The organism is Cedecea neteri, from assembly GCF_000758305.1.
Taxonomy (GTDB): Bacteria; Pseudomonadota; Gammaproteobacteria; order Enterobacterales; family Enterobacteriaceae; genus Cedecea; species Cedecea neteri_C.
On the sequence record NZ_CP009458.1, the window covers coordinates 2,316,357 to 2,336,428 of the forward strand.

Consider the following 20,072-nt stretch of genomic DNA (forward strand, 5'->3'; position numbering starts at 1 on the left):
ATGCTCAAGCGTGTGCTTTTCATCTTATTGTTAATATCTGGTTTTTATACCGGTAGTGCGATGGCGGCTAGTTGCCAGCGTCCGGCTACGCCTTTGGAAAATACCATCTGCACGAATGATACCCTGCACTGGCTTGACAGTGCGATGACCGTTATTTACCGCAGCATGCTGGAGAAACACGATGCGCTCCCGGTGCATAAAGAGTACGCGGAGTGGGAAAAATCCCTTGAAAGCTGCACGTCATATAGCTGCATTGAACGCGCCTACTATGAAGGTATTAGCCGTATTTCTGACGTGAAAGAGAATTTTGACTGGCAGGGAAAATGGTGGAATACCTCGGCGGCCAACCGCAGCGGCGGGATACTCACCTTTAGCCGCAATGCTGAATGGTCATTGACCGTTGATATTCAGGCCTGGGCAGGCTCGAATCATGATGATTTTAGCGCCGAAGCCAGAAAACTCTACGGTATTGCGATTGTGGAAAAAGTGAAGGATACCAGTAACTGTAAGCTGTTGCTTATCCCGCAACAGGACGGCTCCATTCAGGTTTACAGCAACGCGAGCTGGGGCTGTAGTCTGTCGATGCCGACCGGCGTATTTATTGACGGTCTCTATGCCAAAAGTCCAACGGATCCACGCCCGAAAGCCACGTTGTTGTCCCTGGGTATTTTCCCAGACTCGGCAACAGATACCCGTTTTAGGGAGATGGTAGGGGACGACTATCAAAACTTTGTTGATTCCGCGAATGTCTATATCTACCAGGACGATATCGACAATATTGGCGCGAAAGTGATTTCCATGTGGGTGCGCGGAGAGGCGAATCGCCATACCGCCATTATTATGTATACACCGGACGGTAAAATGTGGGCCGCCCGGACTACGCCAGGGAAAAATGGCGTTCAGGAGGCCAGGTTTTATCGCGGTAAAGGGAATGAGACTGGCCCTCTACCTAGAACGATTCAGAGCTGGAAGCTGCGGTTTTTAGATAAGTAGCTTTGCTCACGCCGCCACTTCTTTCAAACTTAACATCGCTTCAGGTCTTTACCCTCACCCTAACCCTCTCCCTGAAAGGGAGAGGGGATAAAAAATTCGCCGCGGTTTGTTTTTCCCTGAAAGGGAGAGGGGATAAAAAATTCGCTGCGGTTTATTTTCCCCTGAAAGGGAGAGGGGATAAGCCATATCCCCCATCGCTTGTTTCCCCCCTCGCCTCTTTGGGGAGAGGGCCGGGGTGAGGGGAAATCACGCCAATGTCCCGACAATCTTCAAATCACTGTCGTCCGGCACCTCGTTATAAGACAACACGTGCAGACCGGCGCTAAACAGGCGGCCATAGCGCGCCAGAATTGGACGAAGCTGTGGGGTGACCAGCAGCAGCGGCGGCAGGCTTTTCGCTTTCATCTGCTCGTAAATCATCGGCATGGTATTTTGCAACTGCGCCAGAATATTGGGGTCAACCGGGAAGCTGTCCAGCGCAACTTTCCCCGCCTGCTGGGCCTGATTCAGAGCGTTCAGCAGCAGGTTTTCCAGGTCGTTATCAATGGTGTAGGCGGCAAGCTGTCTGCGGTCGCCGTTGATGTTGTGCAAAATAGCGCGGCGCAGGGCGTAGCGCACATCGGCGCAAAGCAGTTGCGGATCTTTGGTCACCGCCGAACTTTCCAGCAGCGTGGCGGCAATGGTGACAATATCTTTCAGCGACACCTGTTCCAGCAGAAGCTGGCGGTACACTTTCAGCAGTTGACTGAAATTCAGCGCATTCGCTAAGTCCTCCGCAAGCTTGGGTGCCTGCAACGCAAGGCGTGAATGCAAGTGAGTAATATCGTCATAGTTAAACAGGTCTGGCAAATGCTGGCGCGCCACTTTGTTGACATGTGTGGCCACCACGCTGGCACAGTCCACCACCTGATAGCCAAGATTTAGCGCCCGCGCCTTTTGGTCAGGATCAATCCAGACGATGGCCATCCCGTAAGCCGGATCGGTATCCAGTACGCCGTCGATTTCGCCGTAAAGCTCGGTGCCAGGAATAGCCATTAATTTTTCCGCGTTCACTTCCCCCAGCGCCACCCGAATACCATTGATGTGGATGGCGTACTGGGCGGGCTTGAGGCGGAAGTTTTCACGAATGCGGATCTCCGGCAGCAGCACGCCGCAGGTTTCAGAGATAACCTGGCGCGCCCCACGAATACGCTGCGAAAGCGGGCTGCCTTTGGCTGTATCAACCAGCGCAACTAGCTTGTAACCAAGATTTAAACCAATCGGCTCTACCAGCGGAATGCTGTCCCAACTGACGGTGGGTTCCGTGTCGGGGATGAGTGCCTCCTGAATCGCCAGGATGTCATCATCCTGCTGCTGCGCAGGCTGTACCACTTTGCTCTGTCGCCAGGCGGCAAACAGCAGCAGGGCGGTAAAGCTCAGGAAGGCAATATGCGGCATGCCCGGTACGACAGCCAGAATAAACATCACGAACGCGGCGGTATAAAGTACGTTCGGGCGAGCCAGCAGCTGCGTCTTAATTTCGTGGCTAACGTCGCCGCCATCGCTTACTCGGGTCACGATGATGGCCGCCGCAGTCGCCAGCAGCAGCGATGGGATCTGCGCCACCAGGCCATCACCAATCGTCAGCAGCACGTACTGCTGGAAGGCGTGGCTGGCATCAAGATCGTATTTAAAAATACCAATACAAATCCCTCCGATCACGTTGATGATAAGCACCATGATCCCGGCAATGGCGTCGCCGCGCACGAACTTCGAGGCCCCGTCCATCGCGCCGTAGAAATCGGCTTCGTTGGCAACGTCTTTACGCCGCGTCTTGGCCTGTTGCTGATTGATTAAGCCGGCGTTCAGGTCGGCATCGATTGCCATTTGCTTGCCGGGCAGGGCATCAAGGGTAAAGCGGGCCGACACTTCAGAAATACGCTCTGCGCCCTTGGTGACGACCACGAAGTTGATGATCATTAGAATAACGAACACCACGAAGCCGACCACGAAGTTCCCGCCAATAACGACCTGACCAAAGGCCTCGATCACTTTCCCGGCAGCGCCTTCACCTTCATGACCGTGCAGCAGCACCACGCGCGTGGAGGCCACGTTCAGCGTCAGACGCATTAGCGTGGTGATCAGCAGCAGCGTCGGGAAGACGGCAAAATCCAGCGGGCGCTTGCTGTTTACCGCCACCAGCAGCACGATGACCGCCAGCACGATGTTGAAGGTAAACAGGATATCCAGTACCAGCGGTGATAGCGGCAGAATGATCATCGCCAGCACGCTGAGCAGCAGCACAGGCACGCCCACGTGCGTTTGCCTCAGCACAGGCACGCCCACGTGCGTTTGCCTCAGCACAGTCATGGCCTGGGTAAACTTATTGTTCGCCATCGGCTTTTAATACCTCTTTTGGAATGTCTATCTGCCTGTTAAGGCGGGGTTTTTGCTCAACGCTTCCTGCCCGCCAGGCTTTCACCTGCATCACGTAAGTCAGGACATGGGCAATCGCGCGAAACAGCTGCGCCGGAATTTGTTGGTTAACGCGGGTGGTGTAGTACACCGCGCGAGCCAAAGGTGGAAACTCGACGATTTCCACGCCGTGGTTCTGGGCGACTTCACGAATAAACATCGCCACGTCGTCCACGCCTTTCGCCACGATGTAGGGCGCTTCGGCTTTATTCGGGTCATACTTCAGCGCCACGGCGTAGTGAGTCGGGTTGGTGACGATAACGTCCGCCGAAGGCACCGTTTTGTTGATTTGGCCCATCGCCATTTGACGCTGCAACTGGCGAATACGGCCTTTAATCTGCGGGTTACCGTCGTTGCTCTTATGCTCTTCTTTCACTTCCTGCTTGGTCATGCGCATTTTTTTGGTGAACATAAATTTACTGAGCGGCACGTCCAGCAGGGCGAAGATAACGATCACTGCGACAAAGTAGCTGATCACATGGTGAAAAATATCGAAACCGCTGCTGATTGCCTGACGCAGGTAAAGCTGCTGCAGGTAAAGCAACCCGGACAGGGAGTCGTGCACCATGGTGTAGAGCACGGCGAGGATCACCCCACATTTCAGCAGCATCTTGCCAACGTCGACGTAGTGACTGCCGGAGACCATGCGCTTAAATCCGCTGATCGGGTTGATTTTTTTGAAGTCGGGCAGCAGCTTGTTGGGGGTGAATATCCAACCTCCGGGGATTAGGCTTGCCACAATACAGGCCAGCGGAATCGGCACCAGCGTGGCGATGAACTTGAGGATCACCAGTACGTTAAGCAGCATAAACTGGCTCAACGCGCCGCTGTCGTCGAGCCGTCCGGCCATTCTGCCAACGGAGAGAAATGACTCACCTATCAGCGACTTGTAATAAGGGAAGAAGCTGCTTATGGTCACGAAAGAAGCCACCAGCCCTACCGCCATGGTCATGTCTTTTGAGCGCGGAATATCCCCTTTCTGGCGGGCTTTACGCAGCTTGCCCGCCGTTGGTTTTTCGCTCTTATCTCCGCTTGAGGATGACGACATTACTGCACCCTTATGGCGTCAAGTCGGGCAAGGATCTCATTGGTCAAATTGAGATAGTGCTCCGGAATATGGGAAACAATCATCGTGATGCACAGCAGGCCAAACAGCATGCTGATGGGAAAGCCGAGTGAAAAGAGGTTTAGCGTCGGCGAGACGCGGTTCAGCAGGCCAAAACCGCCCTGCACAATCAGCATCACAAAGGTCGTGGGCAACGCAATCAGCGTGGCGGCGGACATGATCCAGCCGAGGCTTTGTGCCAGCTGTTTTAGCGTGGGTTCATTGATGGCCTGGCCGATAGGCCAATAGGTGAACCCCTTTACCAGGATGGTGACCACCAGCAGATGGCCGTCCATGATGAAAAAGAGCAGGGCGCAAAAAACAAAGATGATCTGCGAAATCACCGCCGTCGAGCCGCCGTTAACCGGGTCGTTCATCATTGCCATGCCCAGGCCCATATTCATCGACAGAATATGGCCGGCGGTTTGCAGCGCCACGAAGACAAGCTGCATCGTCATGCCAAACAGCAATCCCCAGAGTAACTGTTCGCCGATGAGCAAAATTGCTCTCATCGACATCAGTTCACTCAGCACCACGTTGTGCGGCAGCATCGGCGTAATCAACACCGTTAGCGTTAGCGCGGTGGCGATTTTTATACGACGGGAGAAGGCTTTGCTGTCGAGCACCGGGCAAAAGTGGATGAACGCCAGAATGCGTATAAACGGCAGGATCATCGCCATCAGCGGATTAAGCAGATCGTGAATGTTGATGCCCATATGTCAGCCGACCAGCGAAGAGGCCTGGTGAAAGATTTCAGTCGTGAAGTCTACCAGTCGGGTAAGCATCCATTTACCGCCAAAAATCAGCACCAGCAGCGTGACCACCAGGCGAGGCAGGAAACTCAGAGTCTGTTCATTAATCTGAGTGGTGGCCTGAAAAATACTAACGCACAGGCCCACCAGCAGGCTGGGAACAATCGCCACGGCGGAAATCAGCAGCACCAGCTGAATGCCGGAGGCCATGATGTCACCGGCGGTATCCATGTTCATCATCGTTACAGCCCCTGTACGCTGGAGGTCAGCGTACCCACGATCAGCGTCCAGCCGTCGCACAGTACAAACAGCATCAGCTTAAACGGCAGCGAGACAATCAGCGGGGAGAGCATCATCATCCCCATCGCCATCAAAATACTGGCGACAATCAGGTCGATGACCAGGAACGGGATGTAAATCATAAAGCCAATCTGAAAGGCCGTTTTTAGCTCGCTGAGCAGGTAGGCCGGTGTGACGACCGTTAAGTCCTGTTCTCTCGCGTCGCCGGTGACACCGGCAATGCTCATCATTTGCGACATGGCCTTGTTGTTGGTCTGCGCCAGCATGAACTTCTTCAGCGGTACTTCGGCGGTCGCCAGGGCCTGATTCAGGGTTATTTTATCGTTTTGAAACGGCACGACGGCGTCGTTGTACACGGTGGTCCACACCGGGCGCATCACCAGCAGCGTCAGGGCCAGCGCGATGCCGGTCAGGATTTTGTTCGGTGGACTTTGCTGCAGCCCCAGCGCCTGGCGCAAAATCGCCAGCACGATGATAAAGCGCGTGAAGCAGGTCATCATCAGCACCATGATCGGCAGCAGGCCGAGCAGGGTCATCAGGATCAAGATTTCAATTTTGACGTTGTAATCCTGGCCCGTGTCGGTGTTGTTGGCGCTAAATAAGGTCACTTCGCCGTTGGCGGCAAACAGCAGCGGCGAGAAGCACATGCCGAGCATCAGAAGTGCCGCAAGGCCGCTTTTTCTGCTCGTCAGAGCGTGGAGCAGGTTGTTCATCCCGCCAGCTCGCCCAGGTTTTTGTTGTTAAATTCGGTAATGCGCAGCCCGTACTTATCGTTGAGCACCACGACTTCGCCTTTACCAAACAGAATGCCGTTAACCTTTATATCCAGCGGCTCACCGGCGAGTTTGTCCAGCTCAACCACGGAGTCGTTGGTGACCGACATTAAATCGGCCAGCGAAATCTCCACCGAAGCCACTTCCAGCGTCAGGGTAACGGGGATGCGGCTGAACAGCGACATCTTGCGGATCTGATCCATAGGATTTGCGCGAGAGGTATTTTCCTGCAAATCCAGGCGAATGTTCCCTTCCACGGTCTCTTCCTGTGGGATATCGTCGAAATTCAGGTCATCCAGATCCAGCGCCTGGTTCAGATCTTGTTCAATTTGACTCATAGTGATTCTCACCCGCTTTATCGTTAAATTCACTCAACAGTAATTTGCCGCGATCTTCCGCAATTTCAGCGGTAAAAATCTGCTCTTTGCCGATAAAAATCGGTATAGGTTGGTTCAGAGAAATGGGAATAATATCCCCTGGTTCAATATCTGCAATTTGTGCGACAGTGAGGTTCAGCGACGCCAGGCGGCCATTCAGCTTCAGCGGCAGGTCGTAGAACAATCTTTCTATTTGCCCGGCACTCAGGGCGGACTCTCGCTCGCCGTCTCCACTGTCAGGCGTCCGAAGCATGGCCAACATGCGATCCACATGCAGATGGTCGAGCAGGATGGTAAATACGCCCTGTTCGTATCCCTCCAGGCTAAACGTAATACACCACGACCACTTGCTGATAACCGTGGAGTAATCGTTCTTTATTTCCAGCTCTTCGCCGAAGGTTTCTTTATTGACGATAAGCGCAGTCAGTTCCTGGCCTAATTTATTTTTTAGCCGTTCTTCCGTTTTAGAAATTGGCTGAGACAAATCCGGCGTAACCTGCGCACTGTCTTTACTCAGTCCATAGTAATCATGAAGAATATTTAGCAACAAAATACGGTCAATATCGAAACCGAGATTGCCGTAATCGGTAGAAAATATCAGCGTGTTTTTGTAATTTCTATCAATGGTAAATGTCATATTTTTTAACATGACGTTTACTCTGAATTTTTTAAGGAAATAAATACCCAGTCTTGCATCAAGAGTATCGAAGCAATCATTCATGATTTTAGGCAGCTTATGCCAGGGGCGTCCAAGCTTATTTACTTCCAATTTCACCAGGTCGGGAAGCCGATCGCGGTGATGGATTCTGAGTCGTTGTAATACAGGCTGCATAATTCTTCCGCATAACCATGGTGTCTGGCGATGTTAGTGATGAGTTTCATTATTGATTCATCTCTCGCCAAAGAAAAATTTTACCTGATATTTAAGTTTCGATTATGAGATGACGCTCTTTATTAGTCGACACGGATGAAAATCCAAAACATCTCATCACTTTTTTTTCAGGAAGGTGATTAAACTCTTTTCTGTTTGCTGCTGCAATAGCAGCGAGCTTATTAATCTATTATTTAACAGAGATTAATAGTGATTAATAACTTTTATAACTCTTTGTATTTAAAAGATTAATGTTTTAATACCCATTAAAAATGAGACAAATTAGCCATCTTGAGTATACTGGCGCTCAATTGATAGCCGTGGTGTTGTAATGCTGGCGGTTAAATAATCTGGCGACTGACGCTGAATTTACTGGTCTTAATTTTTTCTTTATCTTTATGATGAAAGAACAAATCAAGTCGGTTTTGCTGTCCTCGTCAGTTAGAATTTACTCTAAGTGGGTGATGCATCATGAATATGTTTATGGACCATGACACAGGAAACCTTAACGGCTTCGTGGCCAGTGCGCCTGCCAGTGTAAGTGTATTTTCACTTGCTCGTCGGGTTGCTAAGTTTAATGTTTCCGTGCTGGTGACAGGTGAAACTGGGACAGGGAAGGAATGCGTAGCAAAATATATTCATGAGCACGCTGCAGGCAATGATGCCCCCTATGTAGGGGTTAACTGCGCAGCAATTCCTGAAAGTATGTTAGAAGCTATTTTATTTGGCTATGAGAAAGGTGCTTTTACCGGGGCGGTTGCCAGCGTGGCCGGTAAATTTGAGCAGGCTAATGGCGGAACATTATTGCTGGATGAAATTGGTGACATGCCGCTGGCGCTTCAGGCAAAGCTATTAAGGGTATTGCAGGAACAGGAAGTTGAGCGTTTAGGCAGTCATAAAAAAATTCCCCTTGATATTCGACTGATTGCTTCCACAAATAAAGATCTACAGCTTGAAATTGCTGAAGGTCGTTTTCGCCAGGATCTTTTCTACCGCATTTCCGTGGTGCCTATTCATATCACGCCGCTGCGTGAGCGTCAGCAGGACATTATTCCGCTGGCCCAGCGCTTCATTGCCAAATACCACACCTTTCACCAGGGCAAAATTCTGCTGTCTGAAGAGGCGCGCCAGGCGCTGCTGAGCTACGACTGGCCGGGGAACGTCCGCGAGCTGGAGAATGTTATCCAGCGCGGGCTGATCCTCTGCAACGGCAGCGAGATTACCGCCAATGACTTCGGCCTGACGCCTGTCATGCAGCCGTCAGGCACCGCCATTGGCATCATGCCTGCGTGGCATGAAACCCACCACCGTGGTGAAAACGGTGCGCCAGCCGCAATTCGTAACGTCAAGCTGCACGGCCGCATGGCTGAGTACCAGTACATCATCGATCTGCTGAAGCGCCATCAGGGCAACAAATCGAAAACGGCGCAGTTTTTAGGTATTACCCCCCGGGCGCTGCGTTATCGACTGGCTTCGATGCGCGAAGAGGGCATTGATATCGGGTGTTACTCCTGAAAAGGAGAAGGAAACCACTATGGATAAGATTTCAGGCTTAGGTATACCGGTAGGGCAGCAGGAAATGCTGATGCGGCTACAGCAGACGGCGGCTAGTGCCGGTACAGGCGCTATCGCCGCCCCCGAGATCCTCGCGCCGTCGGTGACTGGCGCTCCTCCCTCCGTTTCGTTTGGCAATGTCCTTAACCAGGCTATCAACAACGTTGACCAAATGCAGCACGCTGCCAGCGCTCGCCAGGCCGCTATCGATACTGGATTAAGTGACGATTTAACGGGCGCAATGATCGAAAGCCAGAAGGCCAGCGTGGCGTTTACAGCGATGGTGCAGGTGCGCAACAAGCTCACCACCGCGCTGGATGAAGTGATGAACATTGCGCTCTAAGGGCCTTACCGTGTTAAACAAAATCAAAACTCAGCTTGCGGCCATGCCGTTGCCGCAGGGAAAGCATAAAAAATGGCTAATAGGTGCCGCGGGCGTGTTGCTCACCGGCGCGATTGTGGCCTCATTGTGGCGCAGCGGCGGCGGCTATGTCGCGCTGTATGGCGCGCAGGAAAATCTGCCCACCGGCCAGGTGGTTGAAGTTCTGGGCGCAGAAAACATCGCCTACCGGATTAACCCTGACAACGGGCAGATCCTGGTGACCGAAAATAAACTGTCCAGGGCGCGAATGGCGCTGGCGGCAAAGGGCATCAGTGCGGCGCTGCCGGAAGGCTACGAGCTGATGGACAAAGAAGAGATGCTTGGCAGCAGCCAGTTTGTACAGAACGTTCGCTACAAACGCAGCCTCGAAGGGGAGCTATCAAAAAGCATTATGGGGCTGGAACCGGTTGAGCTGGCGCGCGTTCACCTTGGGCTAAGCGAAGCCAGTTCCTTTGTGATGAGCAATAAGCCCGAAAGCAGCGCGTCGGTTATCGTCCAGCTTCGTCATGGCAAAGTTCTCGATGAGCAGCAGGTGGCGGCTATCGTTCAACTGGTTTCCGGCAGCGTGCCGGGGATGAAAGCCGCTAGCGTGCGCGTTGTGGATCAGGCCGGCAATTTGCTTTCTGAAGGGCTGCAAAACGGCGGCAGCCTGGCCGGGATTCGCCAGGCCAATGACGTGGTACAGCGCATGAAAGCGGACACGGAAAAGAACATTGCCGGGCTACTGACCTCGCTGGTGGGCAGCAATAACTTCCGCATCAGCGTAGCGCCTCAGGTTGACATGAGCAGCGTGGAAGAGACCCAGGAGCGCCTGGGGAAAGACGCCCGCGTCAGCGATGAAAATATCAGCCAGGAAAACGTCACCAATGAGCTGGCAATTGGCGTACCGGGCTCGCTCAGCAACCGTCCTGCAAACCAGCCCCCTGCGGCAGCGAATGCACCGGCTAACGCAAATGCCAACCCGGCTCAGGCGGCTAATCCACAATCCCTCAGTAGCCGTAATTCCGAGCAGCGTAAATACGCCTACGACCGAGATATCCGCCATATCCGCCATCCGGGCTACCAGCTTGAAAAGCTGCGGGTGGCTATAGCCCTGAACCAAACCGCGCCTGCGCTGGCGAAGATCACGCCGGAAAAACTGGCTGGCCTGACGCGGCTCGTCGAGGACGCCGCGGGCATAGACAAAGCGCGTGGCGATTCGCTGACGCTGGACGTGATGGCCTTTACTGAACCCGACGCAACGGTCTTCCCGGTGTTGAAATGGTGGCAGGATCCGCACATGCAGTATTGGGGGCAAACTGGCGGCATAGGCCTGCTGGCGCTGCTAACCCTGCTGTTTGGCGTGCGCCCGGTTGTGCAGCGTTTCAGCCGCCGCGAAGTGGTCGTGGCTGAAGCTGCAAATGAGCCCGCGCTGGAAAGCGGCACATTGCTTGAAAATGAATTAATGACCAGCGATGACGCTCTGGCGACAGCCCTGCCTAAATCGTCATTCCAGAACGATGACAACCTGCCGCCGCAGAGTTCTGGCCTTGAAACGAAAGTCGAATATTTACAGATGCTCGCCCAAAGCGAAACCGAACGCGTGGCGGAGGTACTGAAACAGTGGATCAACAGCAATGAGCGAACCAACAGTAAGCAAGAGCAATAAAAGTAGCGCAGGGAATGGGCGCTCCCGCATCGAGCAGGCGGCGATTCTTCTGCTGAGCGTAGGCGAAGATGCCGCCGCTCAGGTGATGCAGAAGCTGAGTCGGGAAGAAGTGATTTTGCTCAGTGAAACCATGGCGCGTCTGCATGGCGTGAAGGTCACGCAGGCTCGCCAGGCAATGAACAACTTCTTTCAGGATTACCGGGAGCAGAGCGGGATTAACGGTGCCTCGCGCACCTACCTGCGCAGCATCCTGGAAAAAGCCCTCGGCGGCGAAATCGCACGTAGCGTGATCAATGGCATCTATGGGGATGAGATTCGCTACCGCATGGCCCGCCTGCAGTGGGTGGACGTGCCGCAGCTGGCGGCGCTGATTGAACAAGAACACCTGCAGCTGCAGGCCGTATTTCTTGCTTTCCTGCCGCCGGACGTCGCGGCCAGCGTGCTCAGCGTGCTGCCCCAGGAACGCCAGGACGAAATCGTGTATCGCATTGCCAAGCTGGATGACGTTAACCGAGACGTCATCGACGAGCTGGACAGGCTGATCGATCGTGGTGTGGCGGTGCTTTCTGAGCACGGCTCCAAAGTGACCGGCATTAAACACGCGGCCAATATCGTCAACCGTATCCCGGAGAACCAGCAACTTCTGCTGGAGCAGCTGCGCGAGCGTGACGAAGACGTGGTGGACGAGCTGAAAGACGAAATGTACGAGTTCTTCATTCTGAGCCGCCAGAACCAAAATACGCTGCAGCGCCTGATGGAAGAGATCCCGATGGAAGAGTGGGCGGTGGCGCTGAAGGGCACCGAGCCGGTGCTGCGTCAGGCTATCTGCAACGTGATGCCAAAGCGTCAGGTGCAACTGCTGCAAAGCACCACATCGCGCCTTGGCCCGGTGCCGGTCAGCCGAATTGAGCAGGTACGCAAAGAGATCATGGGTACCGTACGCCAACTGGCTGAAGACGGCGAAATCCAGGTGCAACTGTTTGCGGAGCAGACGTTGGAATGACCATGTTTAAAAATGCGAAAGCCGCCACCCTGAGTAGCCTGACTGCCCGTCGTCAGGGCGTGATTAAGCCCAGACTGCATAAATTCCCGCCGCTGCGCAAAAGCTGGCAGCAGGCAAGCCTGGAACAGTCGGGTCAGGCATTAGACCCGGAAGCGTACCAGCAGCAACTGGTTGAGGGGTTTCAGGATGGCCTGAACCGCGGCTTTGCTCAGGGCATGGAAGAGGGGAAGGAAGAGGGGTATCAGGAAGGGGCTCGCCTCGGTTTCGACGAAGGGATGCGTAAAGGGCTGGAAGAGGGGAAGCTGCACGCTCGCCAGCTGTTTTTGGCTGCGGCCGAGCCGCTGGATGGCGTCGCCAATGAGCTGCGCCAGTACCTCAACGCCTATGAACAACGCCGCCGCGAAGAACTTCTGCAACTGGTGGAAAAAGTCACCCGCCAGGTGATTCGCTGCGAGCTGGCGCTGCATCCTACCCAGATGCTGACGTTGGTGGAGGAGGCGCTGAACGGCCTGCCGCAGATCCCCGAGCAAATTCGCGTCTTGCTTAACGCAGATGAATATCAGCGCATCAGTGAAGCTGAGCCGGAGAAAGCCCGCCACTGGGGCCTGGGCGCCGACCCGGATCTCGAGGCCGGTGAGTGCCGGGTCGTGACGGAGACCAGCGAAATGGATATCGGCTGCCAGCATCGCCTTGAACAGTGCATGGATGTGCTTAAAGAAAATCTGCTGCCGGAAACGCGCGGTGAGTGATCTGGACTTAGCGCAGGCGCTGCGCTCCATTGAAAACATCAATCTTGCTCGCGTGGCGGGCAGGCTGGTGCGCGTGAACGGCATCCTGCTCGAGTGCGTGGGCTGCCGCCTGGCGGTTGGGCAGATGTGCCGCGTGGAAAGCGCCGACAGCGAACTTATTGATGCCCAGGTCGTGGGATTTGACCGCGATCTGACCTGGCTGATGCCGTTTAAACATCCGACCGGCTTAATCGCCGGCGCGCGCGTTTTCCCGGCGGATAAGCAGGAAGGCGTGATGATCGGCGACCGCTGGCTTGGCCGCGTGGTCAACGGGCTGGGCGAGCCGCTGGACGACAAAGGCAAATTGACTGGCGACACGCCGCTCCCGCTGCATTTACCTCAGGTTCACCCGTTGACGCGCCAGGGCGTGGAGCAGCCACTCGATGTCGGTGTGCGTACCATCAACGGCCTGCTGACCATTGGTAAAGGCCAGCGAGTCGGGTTGATGGCTGGCAGCGGCGTGGGGAAAAGCGTGCTGCTGGGGATGATCACCCGCTATACCCAGGCGGAAGTTGTGGTGGTCGGGCTTATCGGCGAGCGCGGGCGCGAAGTAAAAGAGTTTATTGAAAACTCGCTGCAGGCCGAAGGGCTGGCGAAATCGGTGATCGTTGCCGCGCCGGCTGATGAGTCACCGCTGATGCGCATTAAAGCGACCGAACTTTGCCACACCATCGCCAGCTACTACCGCGACAAAGGCAAAGATGTCCTGCTGCTGGTGGACTCCCTGACGCGTTACGCGATGGCACAGCGTGAGATTGCGCTCTCCCTCGGCGAACCCCCTGCCACCAAAGGCTACCCGCCTTCAGCCTTCGGTATGATCCCGCGCCTTGTGGAAAGCGCGGGCAACAGCACCGGCAGCGGAACCATGACCGCGATTTATACCGTCCTGGCGGAAGGCGACGATCAGCAGGACCCGATCGTTGACTGTGCCAGGGCGGTGCTTGATGGCCACATTGTTCTTTCCCGGCACCTTGCCGAAGCCGGGCATTATCCGGCCATCGACGTGGGGCAGTCTATCAGTCGCTGTATGAGCCAGGTGACGGAGCGTTCGCACCAGCTGGCGGCCAGGACGCTGAAACAGCTGTATGCCGAATACCAAAGCATCAAGCCGCTGTTGCCGCTGGGCGGCTACGTTGCCGGGGCCGATCCGCAGGCTGACAGGGCAGTAAAACTGGCGCCAGCGATTACGCAATTTCTTCAGCAGGAGGTGCATGAACCCGCGCCGCTTGCCAATACCATCAGTGACTTATGCCTGCTGTCGCAGGCGGGATAACGGACCATGAGCAAACTGATTGCCACGCTCGAGCAGCTGCATATGCTGCGCAACCGGGCGGTTAAAGAGACCGGTGCGCGACTGAATGCGCAGCAGCAGCTGTGCCAGCGCTATGAAAAAAACATCACTACGCTGACATCGCTCGCCGCCGGTATAAGTCCGGAGAGCGGTAACTCGGCGCTGCAGATGGTCAATCACTCCGGCTATAAGCGCACCCTTCAGCGGGTGATTGACTGGCAGAAGCAGGAGCACGCGCTGGCCGAGCTGGAGGCCCGTCAATTGCAGGGGGCTTTGCTGCAGGAGGCGAAGCGTGAAAAAGGCCTTGAGGTGGTACTCGACGCGAAGCGCAGCGAACGCCACGCAGAACAAGAGCGGCGCGAACGTAAGGCGACGGATGCCATTTCCGCTCAGTGCTGGCTTCGCCAGCGGCTTGCTCATCGTTAAGAGTTCACCCATGAAACCTACCGCAAACCGCAGCACCCTGCTGGATAACCTGTTAAAACGCCAGCGTGCGTCTGCCCCGACCAAAACGCCGTTCGTCAGCGTCGTTTGCCCAACCTGGAACCGGCGCGAGTTTCTCCCGTACCTGCTCTACATCTACCAGTATCAGGACTACCCAGCGGACAAGCGGGAGCTGATCATCCTTGATGACTCAGAGCAGAGTAATCAGGATCTGATCGACATGATGATCGACCCGGCACAGCACAACGTCCGCTACATGCACAGTCCTGAGCGCCTGCCGCTGGGTAAAAAACGGAATATGCTCAACGAACTGGCAACCGGGGAATACATCATCAGCTTTGACGATGACGATTATTATCCGCCAGAAAAAATCTCGCACCAGGTGGCGGAGATGCAGGGCCGTAATGCGCTGTTTTCCGGCAGCGACCAGATTTACGTCTGGTACAGCCACCTCAACAAAATGTACCTCACCCATTCGTTTGGCCCACGGCATGCGCTCAATGGCACCTTTGGACTGCATCGCAACCTGCTGAAGAAGAATCGCTATAAGGACGAAGAGACGCTGGCGGAAGAACAGGCATTTCTCAATAACTTCACTACGCCGGTGCTGCAAATCGCACCTGAGAAATCCATTGTCTGTATCTCTCACAGCAGCAACACCTACGACAAAGACTTCATTATGGGCAGCAGCACGCCGGTGGATCTGCGCCTGGAGGATGTGGTGAAGGATGAAAACCTGCTGGCGCATTACCGACGCCTGAGTCGAGCGCCGCTTAATCAGCAGGTGCAATGGTCGGTATTCGACAAAGTTGCGGTCATCTACCCTGCGCAGCGGGAAGCAGAGCTGGAAGCGCAATGCCAGGGGCTTATTGACTTCGGTTTTTCAGCCAGCCAGCTGCTGCCGGTGGCGCTTCACCAGGGCGAGGATCCGGCACTTGCTGAACTGAAAACCCACTGTGCGCTGCTGGAGCAGGCTCAACGTGAGGGCTGGCGTAACGTCGTGCTGCTGGATGCGGCGGTGCATTTTGTCAAAAAAGAGAACTCGGTACGGCAGGTGAACGCCCTGCTGACCAAACTGGAACATATCGACTGGCAGGCGCTGATGCTTGGCGGTAAATACGCGGAACTTAGGTTGTTGAAATCGCTGCCCGGCGTGGCGCGCGTGCAGGCTTCTGAAAATGGTTGCGCCTATGCCGTTAATGCCTGTTTTTACCCCACTTTGATTACGGCCTACCGCGAAGCCATCACCGCAGCAAAAAACCGCGATGAGGCCTGGCTGCCGCTATTTGCACAAAGTTGCTGGCTTGGTTTCTACCCGAGCTTTGCCTTTATCCAGCAAACGGTGGACGGCGAGAGCGGTCAACGGGTCGACTGCACCCACTGGTTTTTCCGTAAACCCAGCTAAACAAAGAGGAGGCTGCGGCCTTCCCGGAGAGAGAAATGGATATCATCGAACGTTATCAACCTGAATTTGTCACCCGTCATGCCGCGATGAGCGAATCTTGTTCATGCCCTGCCTGTAGCAGAGCCACTGAGGGCTGGCCACAGGCCAGCGTTAAACTCACGACTCAAGTACGAGAAAGCCTGGATCCCGGCTGTGAAAGCGTGGCCCGCGAGCTATTGTTGAATCCTCAGGCATTTGTGCTGCAGATCTCTCAGGGTGAAGTACAGGAGGCCGTTGAGCTGACGCCATGGGACCAAATGCTCAACCAGCAGTGCATTAATCTGGCGGTGCATCCGTCGCTTTCTCTGGAAGTGAGTCTGTACGCTATCGGCGTGCTGCTAAGCAAAGCGCAGCAGTATCTGAATGATGATAACTGCGATCCAACGCTGTTGATGTCGATGGGCGAGCAGCTCGCTCAACTGGCCGAAAACGGCGTACTGGAAGAGCAATTAGCCCTGTTGCCGGCCATTGAAGAAAACGGCCTTGCCGCGCTTAAAGCGATGGGGGCCATGCGGCTAAACCTCAATCTGCCGATGGCGGAAAAAATGAGCGTGATGCTGAAGCTGAGCGAACTGGGCATTATGCCCGACGGCCGTCTTAGCGAACGTCTGCATGAGCTGCAAGCCCGCCTGCAAGAGAGCGTTTTATTTGCAGGGCACCCACATATCCTACGCAACGTGCTGATTTACCGTCTTTACCATGATGTATTCCCAGGCATTAGATGTGAAAACTACGGCGCGGCTTTTCTCTCGCTGGCGCAGGATTTTTTCCAGTTGAAAATGCTAAGCGTGATGGCGATGGGGGAGGCGAACAACCTCGCAGAAGATCGGCTGATTGTATTATTCAGCGCATGGTATAGCTGGCGTCAAGCTAACCCGACGATTGTTGACGAAGCGCACAGTGCGGATTACAGCCTGCTTTGTGGGCTGTCTTTGCTTCAGGCGCAACGTTGATTTACTCGTAATACTCTTTGAACAGAGGAACGCTGGTGTGGCCATTGACTGGGATTTATTGGACAAAATCATCTATATCAACCTGAAAGAGCGTAGCGATCGCCGGAAAAGTATAGAACGTGAACTGAGCGCGCTCAGCGTTCCCGGCGACAAGATTGTCCGGTTTGAGGCCAGGCGTCATTTACTTGGGCCAATTGGCCGGGCACAGTCTCATCGGGACGTGCTGGAAATGGCCATCGCTAATGGCTGGGGCAATATCCTCGTTCTTGAAGATGATATGGTGTTTAGCCAGGGCGCTGAGGCAGAAAACCGCCTGCGCTATTTCCTCCATGTGCTTGCGGCGGTGAGCTGGGATGCGGCATTGCTGGGTGCAAACTACCAAAAAACGATTGCCTTAAAAGCAACCGATAAAGTCCTCAAACTCGTGGAAGCATATTGCCCGTGTGCTTATGTGGTACACGGTAATTACCAAATCCCCCTGCTTGAATGCTTTGAGGGCGCTGTGAAACGTTTACTTCAGGGCGCCAGCGATGGTATGTGTGCCCTGGGGGAGGCCTGGCTTCCTTTAATGCAGCGTGACAGCTGGCTTGGCATTTACCCCGTTGCTGGCGCGCCCGTGGCCGGCAAGTCAAACATCAAAAATAATACCGCAACACATACAGCCTCTTTTTATAAAGATATAGAGGACCTTGTCTAATGAAGATACCCAAAATTATCCATATCGTATGGATAGGCGATGAGTCTAAAACACCCCGCAAAATGATTGATACCTGGAGGAAGCTGAACCCGGCCTGGCGAGTTGTTGTGTGGGGAAATACGGAGCTGAGAAAGACAAGGTGGATTAACCGAACCCATATTAATGCCATGGTATCGGCCAGGCGCTGGTGCGGTGCCGCCGATATTATGCGGTATGAAATTTTGTTTAATCATGGTGGCTTTGCGGTAGATGCCGACAGCGTTTGTACTCGCCCGCTGGAGGACTGGCTGTTTGACAGCCAGGTGTGTGCCAGTATGGAAAACGAAAGAGTCCGCCCAGGGCTTGTGGCCAATGGGTATCTCGCCGCTGAGCCGCAATCGGCACTGATGGCTGAGCTGGTGATGGGGCTGGCCAAAAAAACAACGGTGCTTGATGATTTACCGTGGATTGTCACCGGCCCTAAATATCTCTCCGACACCCTCAGCAGGCTGGCGTACGCGAATATCACCTATTGGCCGAGCCATTACTTTATCCCCGAGCATTTTACCGGACAGCGCTACCTGGGGCATGGTCATGTTTTTTCAAATCAAATCTGGGGCACCACCAAAGGGATGAATGATCGGCTTGTGAACTTTCATGTTTAACCCCAGGGCTAATCCTCTATAGCCTCACCAGGCCGCGACATTTGCCATGCCTGGTGAGCCGATTTACCGGTAATACGGCCGGGTCAGCTCACCATTTTTATAAAAACAAATCCAATTGCTTCAGTTTTGAATACAGTTTTTCCGCGCCTGAAAAATTAAGGTGATCTCCGTCGTAAAAATCTGCGGCTGAAAAATCGCTATCCTCAAGTAAATCAATGTACCGGAAGCCATTGTTGTGCAGCGATGTGAAGAAATCGCGGCTTTCTACGATCATGTTGTGTTCAATGTTATCGAGATACCGGGCCGGGAACGGTGACATAATAACGTTGAGTTTAATGCCGTGATTTTCCGTGAAAGAGATTAACGCTTTGATGTTCTCTTTGTTCTTTGTAAAGGAGGCCTTATAGCGATAATGCCTCGCGTGTTTTCGTGCTCGCTCAGTACACGAGTTTTCCTGAGCGTGGGGATCGAGACTTGCTCTTGAATACTTTCTTTCATCGTCATTAGCCATGTAGTTTTGCTGGTGTGCGAAAGAATGATCGTTTTTGTTTTTTATGTCGCTATTTATAGTCTGTAATTTCGACAGTACATCCATTCTGGCAGCGTCTGTGTAAAGTAATGTGTCGAGGAAAAATAGCGGGAAGTTGTTTTTTAACTGTTCACCATAATGGAAAATGAAGTCATAGGCGGCGCTATTATTGGTTTCATATTCGAAATGATGTTCTGCACAAAAATTTTTAAGTGCGTTGAACGTCGTTAATATTTCGTTATTCCTGGACTGAGATAATTCGTAATATAAATCATAAGGACTTAAGAGTAATACGATTTCATCGATATTTTTTATCGGATGTAGCCCTTTTATTACCGACGCTGAAAAAGTCAGGTCCGCGCAGTGCATTGATAAATTCGCTGTATTAGTTAATAACTTCTCCGGGAATGCAGCCCACGGGTATGATGAGCCAATAGCGATTTTACTGATGTCCGGGGAGGTCAAATAATGCGCCAGGGATCTGTTGAGGGCACTGTGATGCAGTGAACGGGTTGTCATCTGCGCAATCTGCACATCAAGAAGATTGTTAACCTCAGTGAGTGTGTTGAACAGAGATGAAGGAAAAGCGTCAGCAATATCTGCTATGACGGATAATGAATACCTGTCATAAATAAAAATAACCTCTGAGGTTGCCAGGTCATCAAGCAGCGCAGTTAAAACCACCAGTTGCTCAGGTTTAACGTGAAATAGATCTATGGTGTCCGGAAACTCCCGGTTTTTCTTGAAATCATCATAGTTATCTTTAGTGCCAATGAAAACGATGATTAATGGGAAGTTGAATAATATACTTTTAAGCTGACTGAAGTCAGTGGAGGCGATATCAGCGGCTTCATTGGTTGATAGTTTGCTATTGATTCTCTTTATTAATGTTGCGGTGTTTTTATCGCTACGGATAACTGCAGGGTTTTGAAAAATGAAATGCTCAATGTCGTGATGGTTATCGGAATTTATCTTGTTAATAAATTCCATCAGGTATTCTGTTTTTTTCATTTTTTGTTGGGTTTATCTATTTTGACTTTTGAGTATGGTTTGCCAGGGCGGTTGTTGTT

The 20,072-nt window shown here is 53.4% G+C and carries 19 protein-coding genes and 2 pseudogenes; 13 read left to right on the forward strand and 8 right to left on the reverse strand.

Annotation, left to right across the window (positions count from 1 at the left end):
* Positions 1-60: 60 nt before the first annotated feature.
* On the forward strand, positions 61-993 hold the full coding sequence (locus tag LH23_RS10765; RefSeq protein ID WP_231560179.1) for a lysozyme inhibitor LprI family protein: 933 nt from the start codon (positions 61-63) through the stop codon (positions 991-993).
* Between the two features lie 246 nt (positions 994-1,239).
* On the opposite strand, the gene LH23_RS10770 is transcribed toward LH23_RS10765, so the two are convergent.
* Genes LH23_RS10770 through LH23_RS10800 form a run of 7 tightly spaced genes read right to left on the reverse strand, consistent with a single transcriptional unit; the run spans position 1,240 to position 7,586 of the window.
* Positions 1,240-3,342: a flagellar biosynthesis protein FlhA gene (locus tag LH23_RS10770; RefSeq protein WP_071842774.1), complete on the reverse strand. Its 2,103-nt coding sequence runs from the start codon at positions 3,340-3,342 to the stop codon at positions 1,240-1,242.
* 13 nt (positions 3,343-3,355) lie between these two features.
* The gene (gene flhB, locus LH23_RS10775) at positions 3,356-4,495 is read right to left on the reverse strand and encodes a flagellar biosynthesis protein FlhB (RefSeq protein ID WP_039291007.1); all 1,140 of its coding nucleotides are present in this window, start codon (positions 4,493-4,495) and stop codon (positions 3,356-3,358) included.
* Complete coding sequence (gene fliR / locus LH23_RS10780) at positions 4,495-5,268, reverse strand: flagellar biosynthetic protein FliR (RefSeq protein WP_039291008.1); 774 nt, start codon at positions 5,266-5,268, stop codon at positions 4,495-4,497. The genes flhB and fliR overlap by 1 nt, the downstream gene beginning before the upstream one ends.
* A gap of 3 nt (positions 5,269-5,271) precedes the next feature.
* Positions 5,272-5,544 carry a flagellar biosynthesis protein FliQ gene (gene fliQ / locus LH23_RS10785; protein ID WP_039291011.1) on the reverse strand — a complete coding sequence of 91 codons (273 nt, stop codon included), beginning with the start codon at positions 5,542-5,544 and terminating at the stop codon, positions 5,272-5,274.
* 2 nt (positions 5,545-5,546) lie between these two features.
* Entirely contained in the window at positions 5,547-6,317 is a 771-nt protein-coding gene (gene fliP, locus LH23_RS10790) for a flagellar type III secretion system pore protein FliP (RefSeq protein WP_039291013.1), read from the reverse strand.
* Positions 6,314-6,715 (reverse strand): flagellar motor switch protein FliN, encoded by a 402-nt coding sequence (gene fliN / locus LH23_RS10795; protein WP_081946078.1) that lies wholly within the window; start codon positions 6,713-6,715, stop codon positions 6,314-6,316. Before fliN ends, fliP begins: the two co-directional genes overlap by 4 nt.
* A complete protein-coding gene (locus LH23_RS10800; protein ID WP_039291015.1) occupies positions 6,702-7,586 on the reverse strand; it encodes a FliM/FliN family flagellar motor switch protein in 885 nt (294 codons plus the stop codon). The genes fliN and LH23_RS10800 overlap by 14 nt, the downstream gene beginning before the upstream one ends.
* A 510-nt stretch (positions 7,587-8,096) precedes the next feature.
* Between LH23_RS10800 and LH23_RS10805 the strand changes: the two are divergent.
* The 12 genes and pseudogenes from LH23_RS10805 to LH23_RS10855 form a co-directional block, all read left to right on the forward strand.
* Positions 8,097-8,829 (forward strand): annotated as a pseudogene (locus LH23_RS10805) (sigma-54 interaction domain-containing protein); the annotation flags it as partial.
* Between the two features lie 137 nt (positions 8,830-8,966).
* Positions 8,967-9,140, forward strand: a pseudogene (locus LH23_RS24435) (helix-turn-helix domain-containing protein); the annotation flags it as partial.
* Between the two features lie 19 nt (positions 9,141-9,159).
* Complete coding sequence (fliE, locus tag LH23_RS10810) at positions 9,160-9,522, forward strand: flagellar hook-basal body complex protein FliE (protein WP_039291019.1); 363 nt, start codon at positions 9,160-9,162, stop codon at positions 9,520-9,522.
* Between the two features lie 10 nt (positions 9,523-9,532).
* The gene (fliF, locus tag LH23_RS10815) at positions 9,533-11,209 is read left to right on the forward strand and encodes a flagellar basal-body MS-ring/collar protein FliF (RefSeq protein ID WP_039296575.1); all 1,677 of its coding nucleotides are present in this window, start codon (positions 9,533-9,535) and stop codon (positions 11,207-11,209) included.
* Complete coding sequence (locus tag LH23_RS10820; protein ID WP_039291020.1) at positions 11,178-12,212, forward strand: flagellar motor switch protein FliG; 1,035 nt, start codon at positions 11,178-11,180, stop codon at positions 12,210-12,212. Before fliF ends, LH23_RS10820 begins: the two co-directional genes overlap by 32 nt.
* 2 nt (positions 12,213-12,214) lie before the next feature.
* A complete protein-coding gene (fliH, locus tag LH23_RS10825) occupies positions 12,215-12,961 on the forward strand; it encodes a flagellar assembly protein FliH (protein ID WP_052050464.1) in 747 nt (248 codons plus the stop codon).
* A complete protein-coding gene (fliI, locus tag LH23_RS10830) occupies positions 12,918-14,273 on the forward strand; it encodes a flagellar protein export ATPase FliI (protein ID WP_156108027.1) in 1,356 nt (451 codons plus the stop codon). The genes fliH and fliI overlap by 44 nt, the downstream gene beginning before the upstream one ends.
* Positions 14,274-14,279: 6 nt before the next feature.
* Positions 14,280-14,717: a flagellar export protein FliJ gene (gene fliJ / locus LH23_RS10835; protein ID WP_039291024.1), complete on the forward strand. Its 438-nt coding sequence runs from the start codon at positions 14,280-14,282 to the stop codon at positions 14,715-14,717.
* A gap of 10 nt (positions 14,718-14,727) precedes the next feature.
* Positions 14,728-16,140, forward strand: a complete 1,413-nt coding sequence (locus LH23_RS10840; RefSeq protein WP_039291027.1) for a glycosyltransferase family 2 protein — start codon at positions 14,728-14,730, stop codon at positions 16,138-16,140.
* Between the two features lie 35 nt (positions 16,141-16,175).
* Positions 16,176-17,132: a hypothetical protein gene (locus LH23_RS10845; protein ID WP_039291029.1), complete on the forward strand. Its 957-nt coding sequence runs from the start codon at positions 16,176-16,178 to the stop codon at positions 17,130-17,132.
* Positions 17,133-17,169: 37 nt separating this feature from the next.
* On the forward strand, positions 17,170-17,829 hold the full coding sequence (locus tag LH23_RS10850; RefSeq protein ID WP_052050185.1) for a hypothetical protein: 660 nt from the start codon (positions 17,170-17,172) through the stop codon (positions 17,827-17,829).
* Entirely contained in the window at positions 17,829-18,473 is a 645-nt protein-coding gene (locus tag LH23_RS10855; protein ID WP_039291031.1) for a glycosyltransferase family 32 protein, read from the forward strand. The genes LH23_RS10850 and LH23_RS10855 overlap by 1 nt, the downstream gene beginning before the upstream one ends.
* A gap of 97 nt (positions 18,474-18,570) precedes the next feature.
* Here the strand turns inward: LH23_RS10855 and LH23_RS10860 are convergent, their stop codons facing one another.
* Positions 18,571-19,992: a hypothetical protein gene (locus LH23_RS10860; protein ID WP_039291033.1), complete on the reverse strand. Its 1,422-nt coding sequence runs from the start codon at positions 19,990-19,992 to the stop codon at positions 18,571-18,573.
* Positions 19,993-20,072: the final 80 nt, after the last annotated feature.

Coding starts and splice junctions, on each gene's coding strand:
- LH23_RS10860 (WP_039291033.1), bottom strand. CDS start 19,992: ATGGAATTTATTAACAAGATAAATTCCGATAACCATCACGACATTGAG.
- LH23_RS10845 (WP_039291029.1), top strand. CDS start 16,176: ATGGATATCATCGAACGTTATCAACCTGAATTTGTCACCCGTCATGCC.
- LH23_RS10840 (WP_039291027.1), top strand. CDS start 14,728: ATGAAACCTACCGCAAACCGCAGCACCCTGCTGGATAACCTGTTAAAA.
- fliR (WP_039291008.1), bottom strand. CDS start 5,268: ATGGGCATCAACATTCACGATCTGCTTAATCCGCTGATGGCGATGATC.
- fliQ (WP_039291011.1), bottom strand. CDS start 5,544: ATGATGAACATGGATACCGCCGGTGACATCATGGCCTCCGGCATTCAG.
- fliJ (WP_039291024.1), top strand. CDS start 14,280: ATGAGCAAACTGATTGCCACGCTCGAGCAGCTGCATATGCTGCGCAAC.
- fliP (WP_039291013.1), bottom strand. CDS start 6,317: ATGAACAACCTGCTCCACGCTCTGACGAGCAGAAAAAGCGGCCTTGCG.
- fliE (WP_039291019.1), top strand. CDS start 9,160: ATGGATAAGATTTCAGGCTTAGGTATACCGGTAGGGCAGCAGGAAATG.
- LH23_RS10855 (WP_039291031.1), top strand. CDS start 17,829: ATGAAGATACCCAAAATTATCCATATCGTATGGATAGGCGATGAGTCT.
- LH23_RS10770 (WP_071842774.1), bottom strand. CDS start 3,342: ATGACTGTGCTGAGGCAAACGCACGTGGGCGTGCCTGTGCTGAGGCAA.
- fliI (WP_156108027.1), top strand. CDS start 12,918: ATGTGCTTAAAGAAAATCTGCTGCCGGAAACGCGCGGTGAGTGATCTG.
- fliH (WP_052050464.1), top strand. CDS start 12,215: ATGTTTAAAAATGCGAAAGCCGCCACCCTGAGTAGCCTGACTGCCCGT.
- flhB (WP_039291007.1), bottom strand. CDS start 4,495: ATGTCGTCATCCTCAAGCGGAGATAAGAGCGAAAAACCAACGGCGGGC.
- LH23_RS10820 (WP_039291020.1), top strand. CDS start 11,178: ATGAGCGAACCAACAGTAAGCAAGAGCAATAAAAGTAGCGCAGGGAAT.
- LH23_RS10800 (WP_039291015.1), bottom strand. CDS start 7,586: ATGCAGCCTGTATTACAACGACTCAGAATCCATCACCGCGATCGGCTT.
- fliN (WP_081946078.1), bottom strand. CDS start 6,715: ATGAGTCAAATTGAACAAGATCTGAACCAGGCGCTGGATCTGGATGAC.
- LH23_RS10765 (WP_231560179.1), top strand. CDS start 61: ATGGCGGCTAGTTGCCAGCGTCCGGCTACGCCTTTGGAAAATACCATC.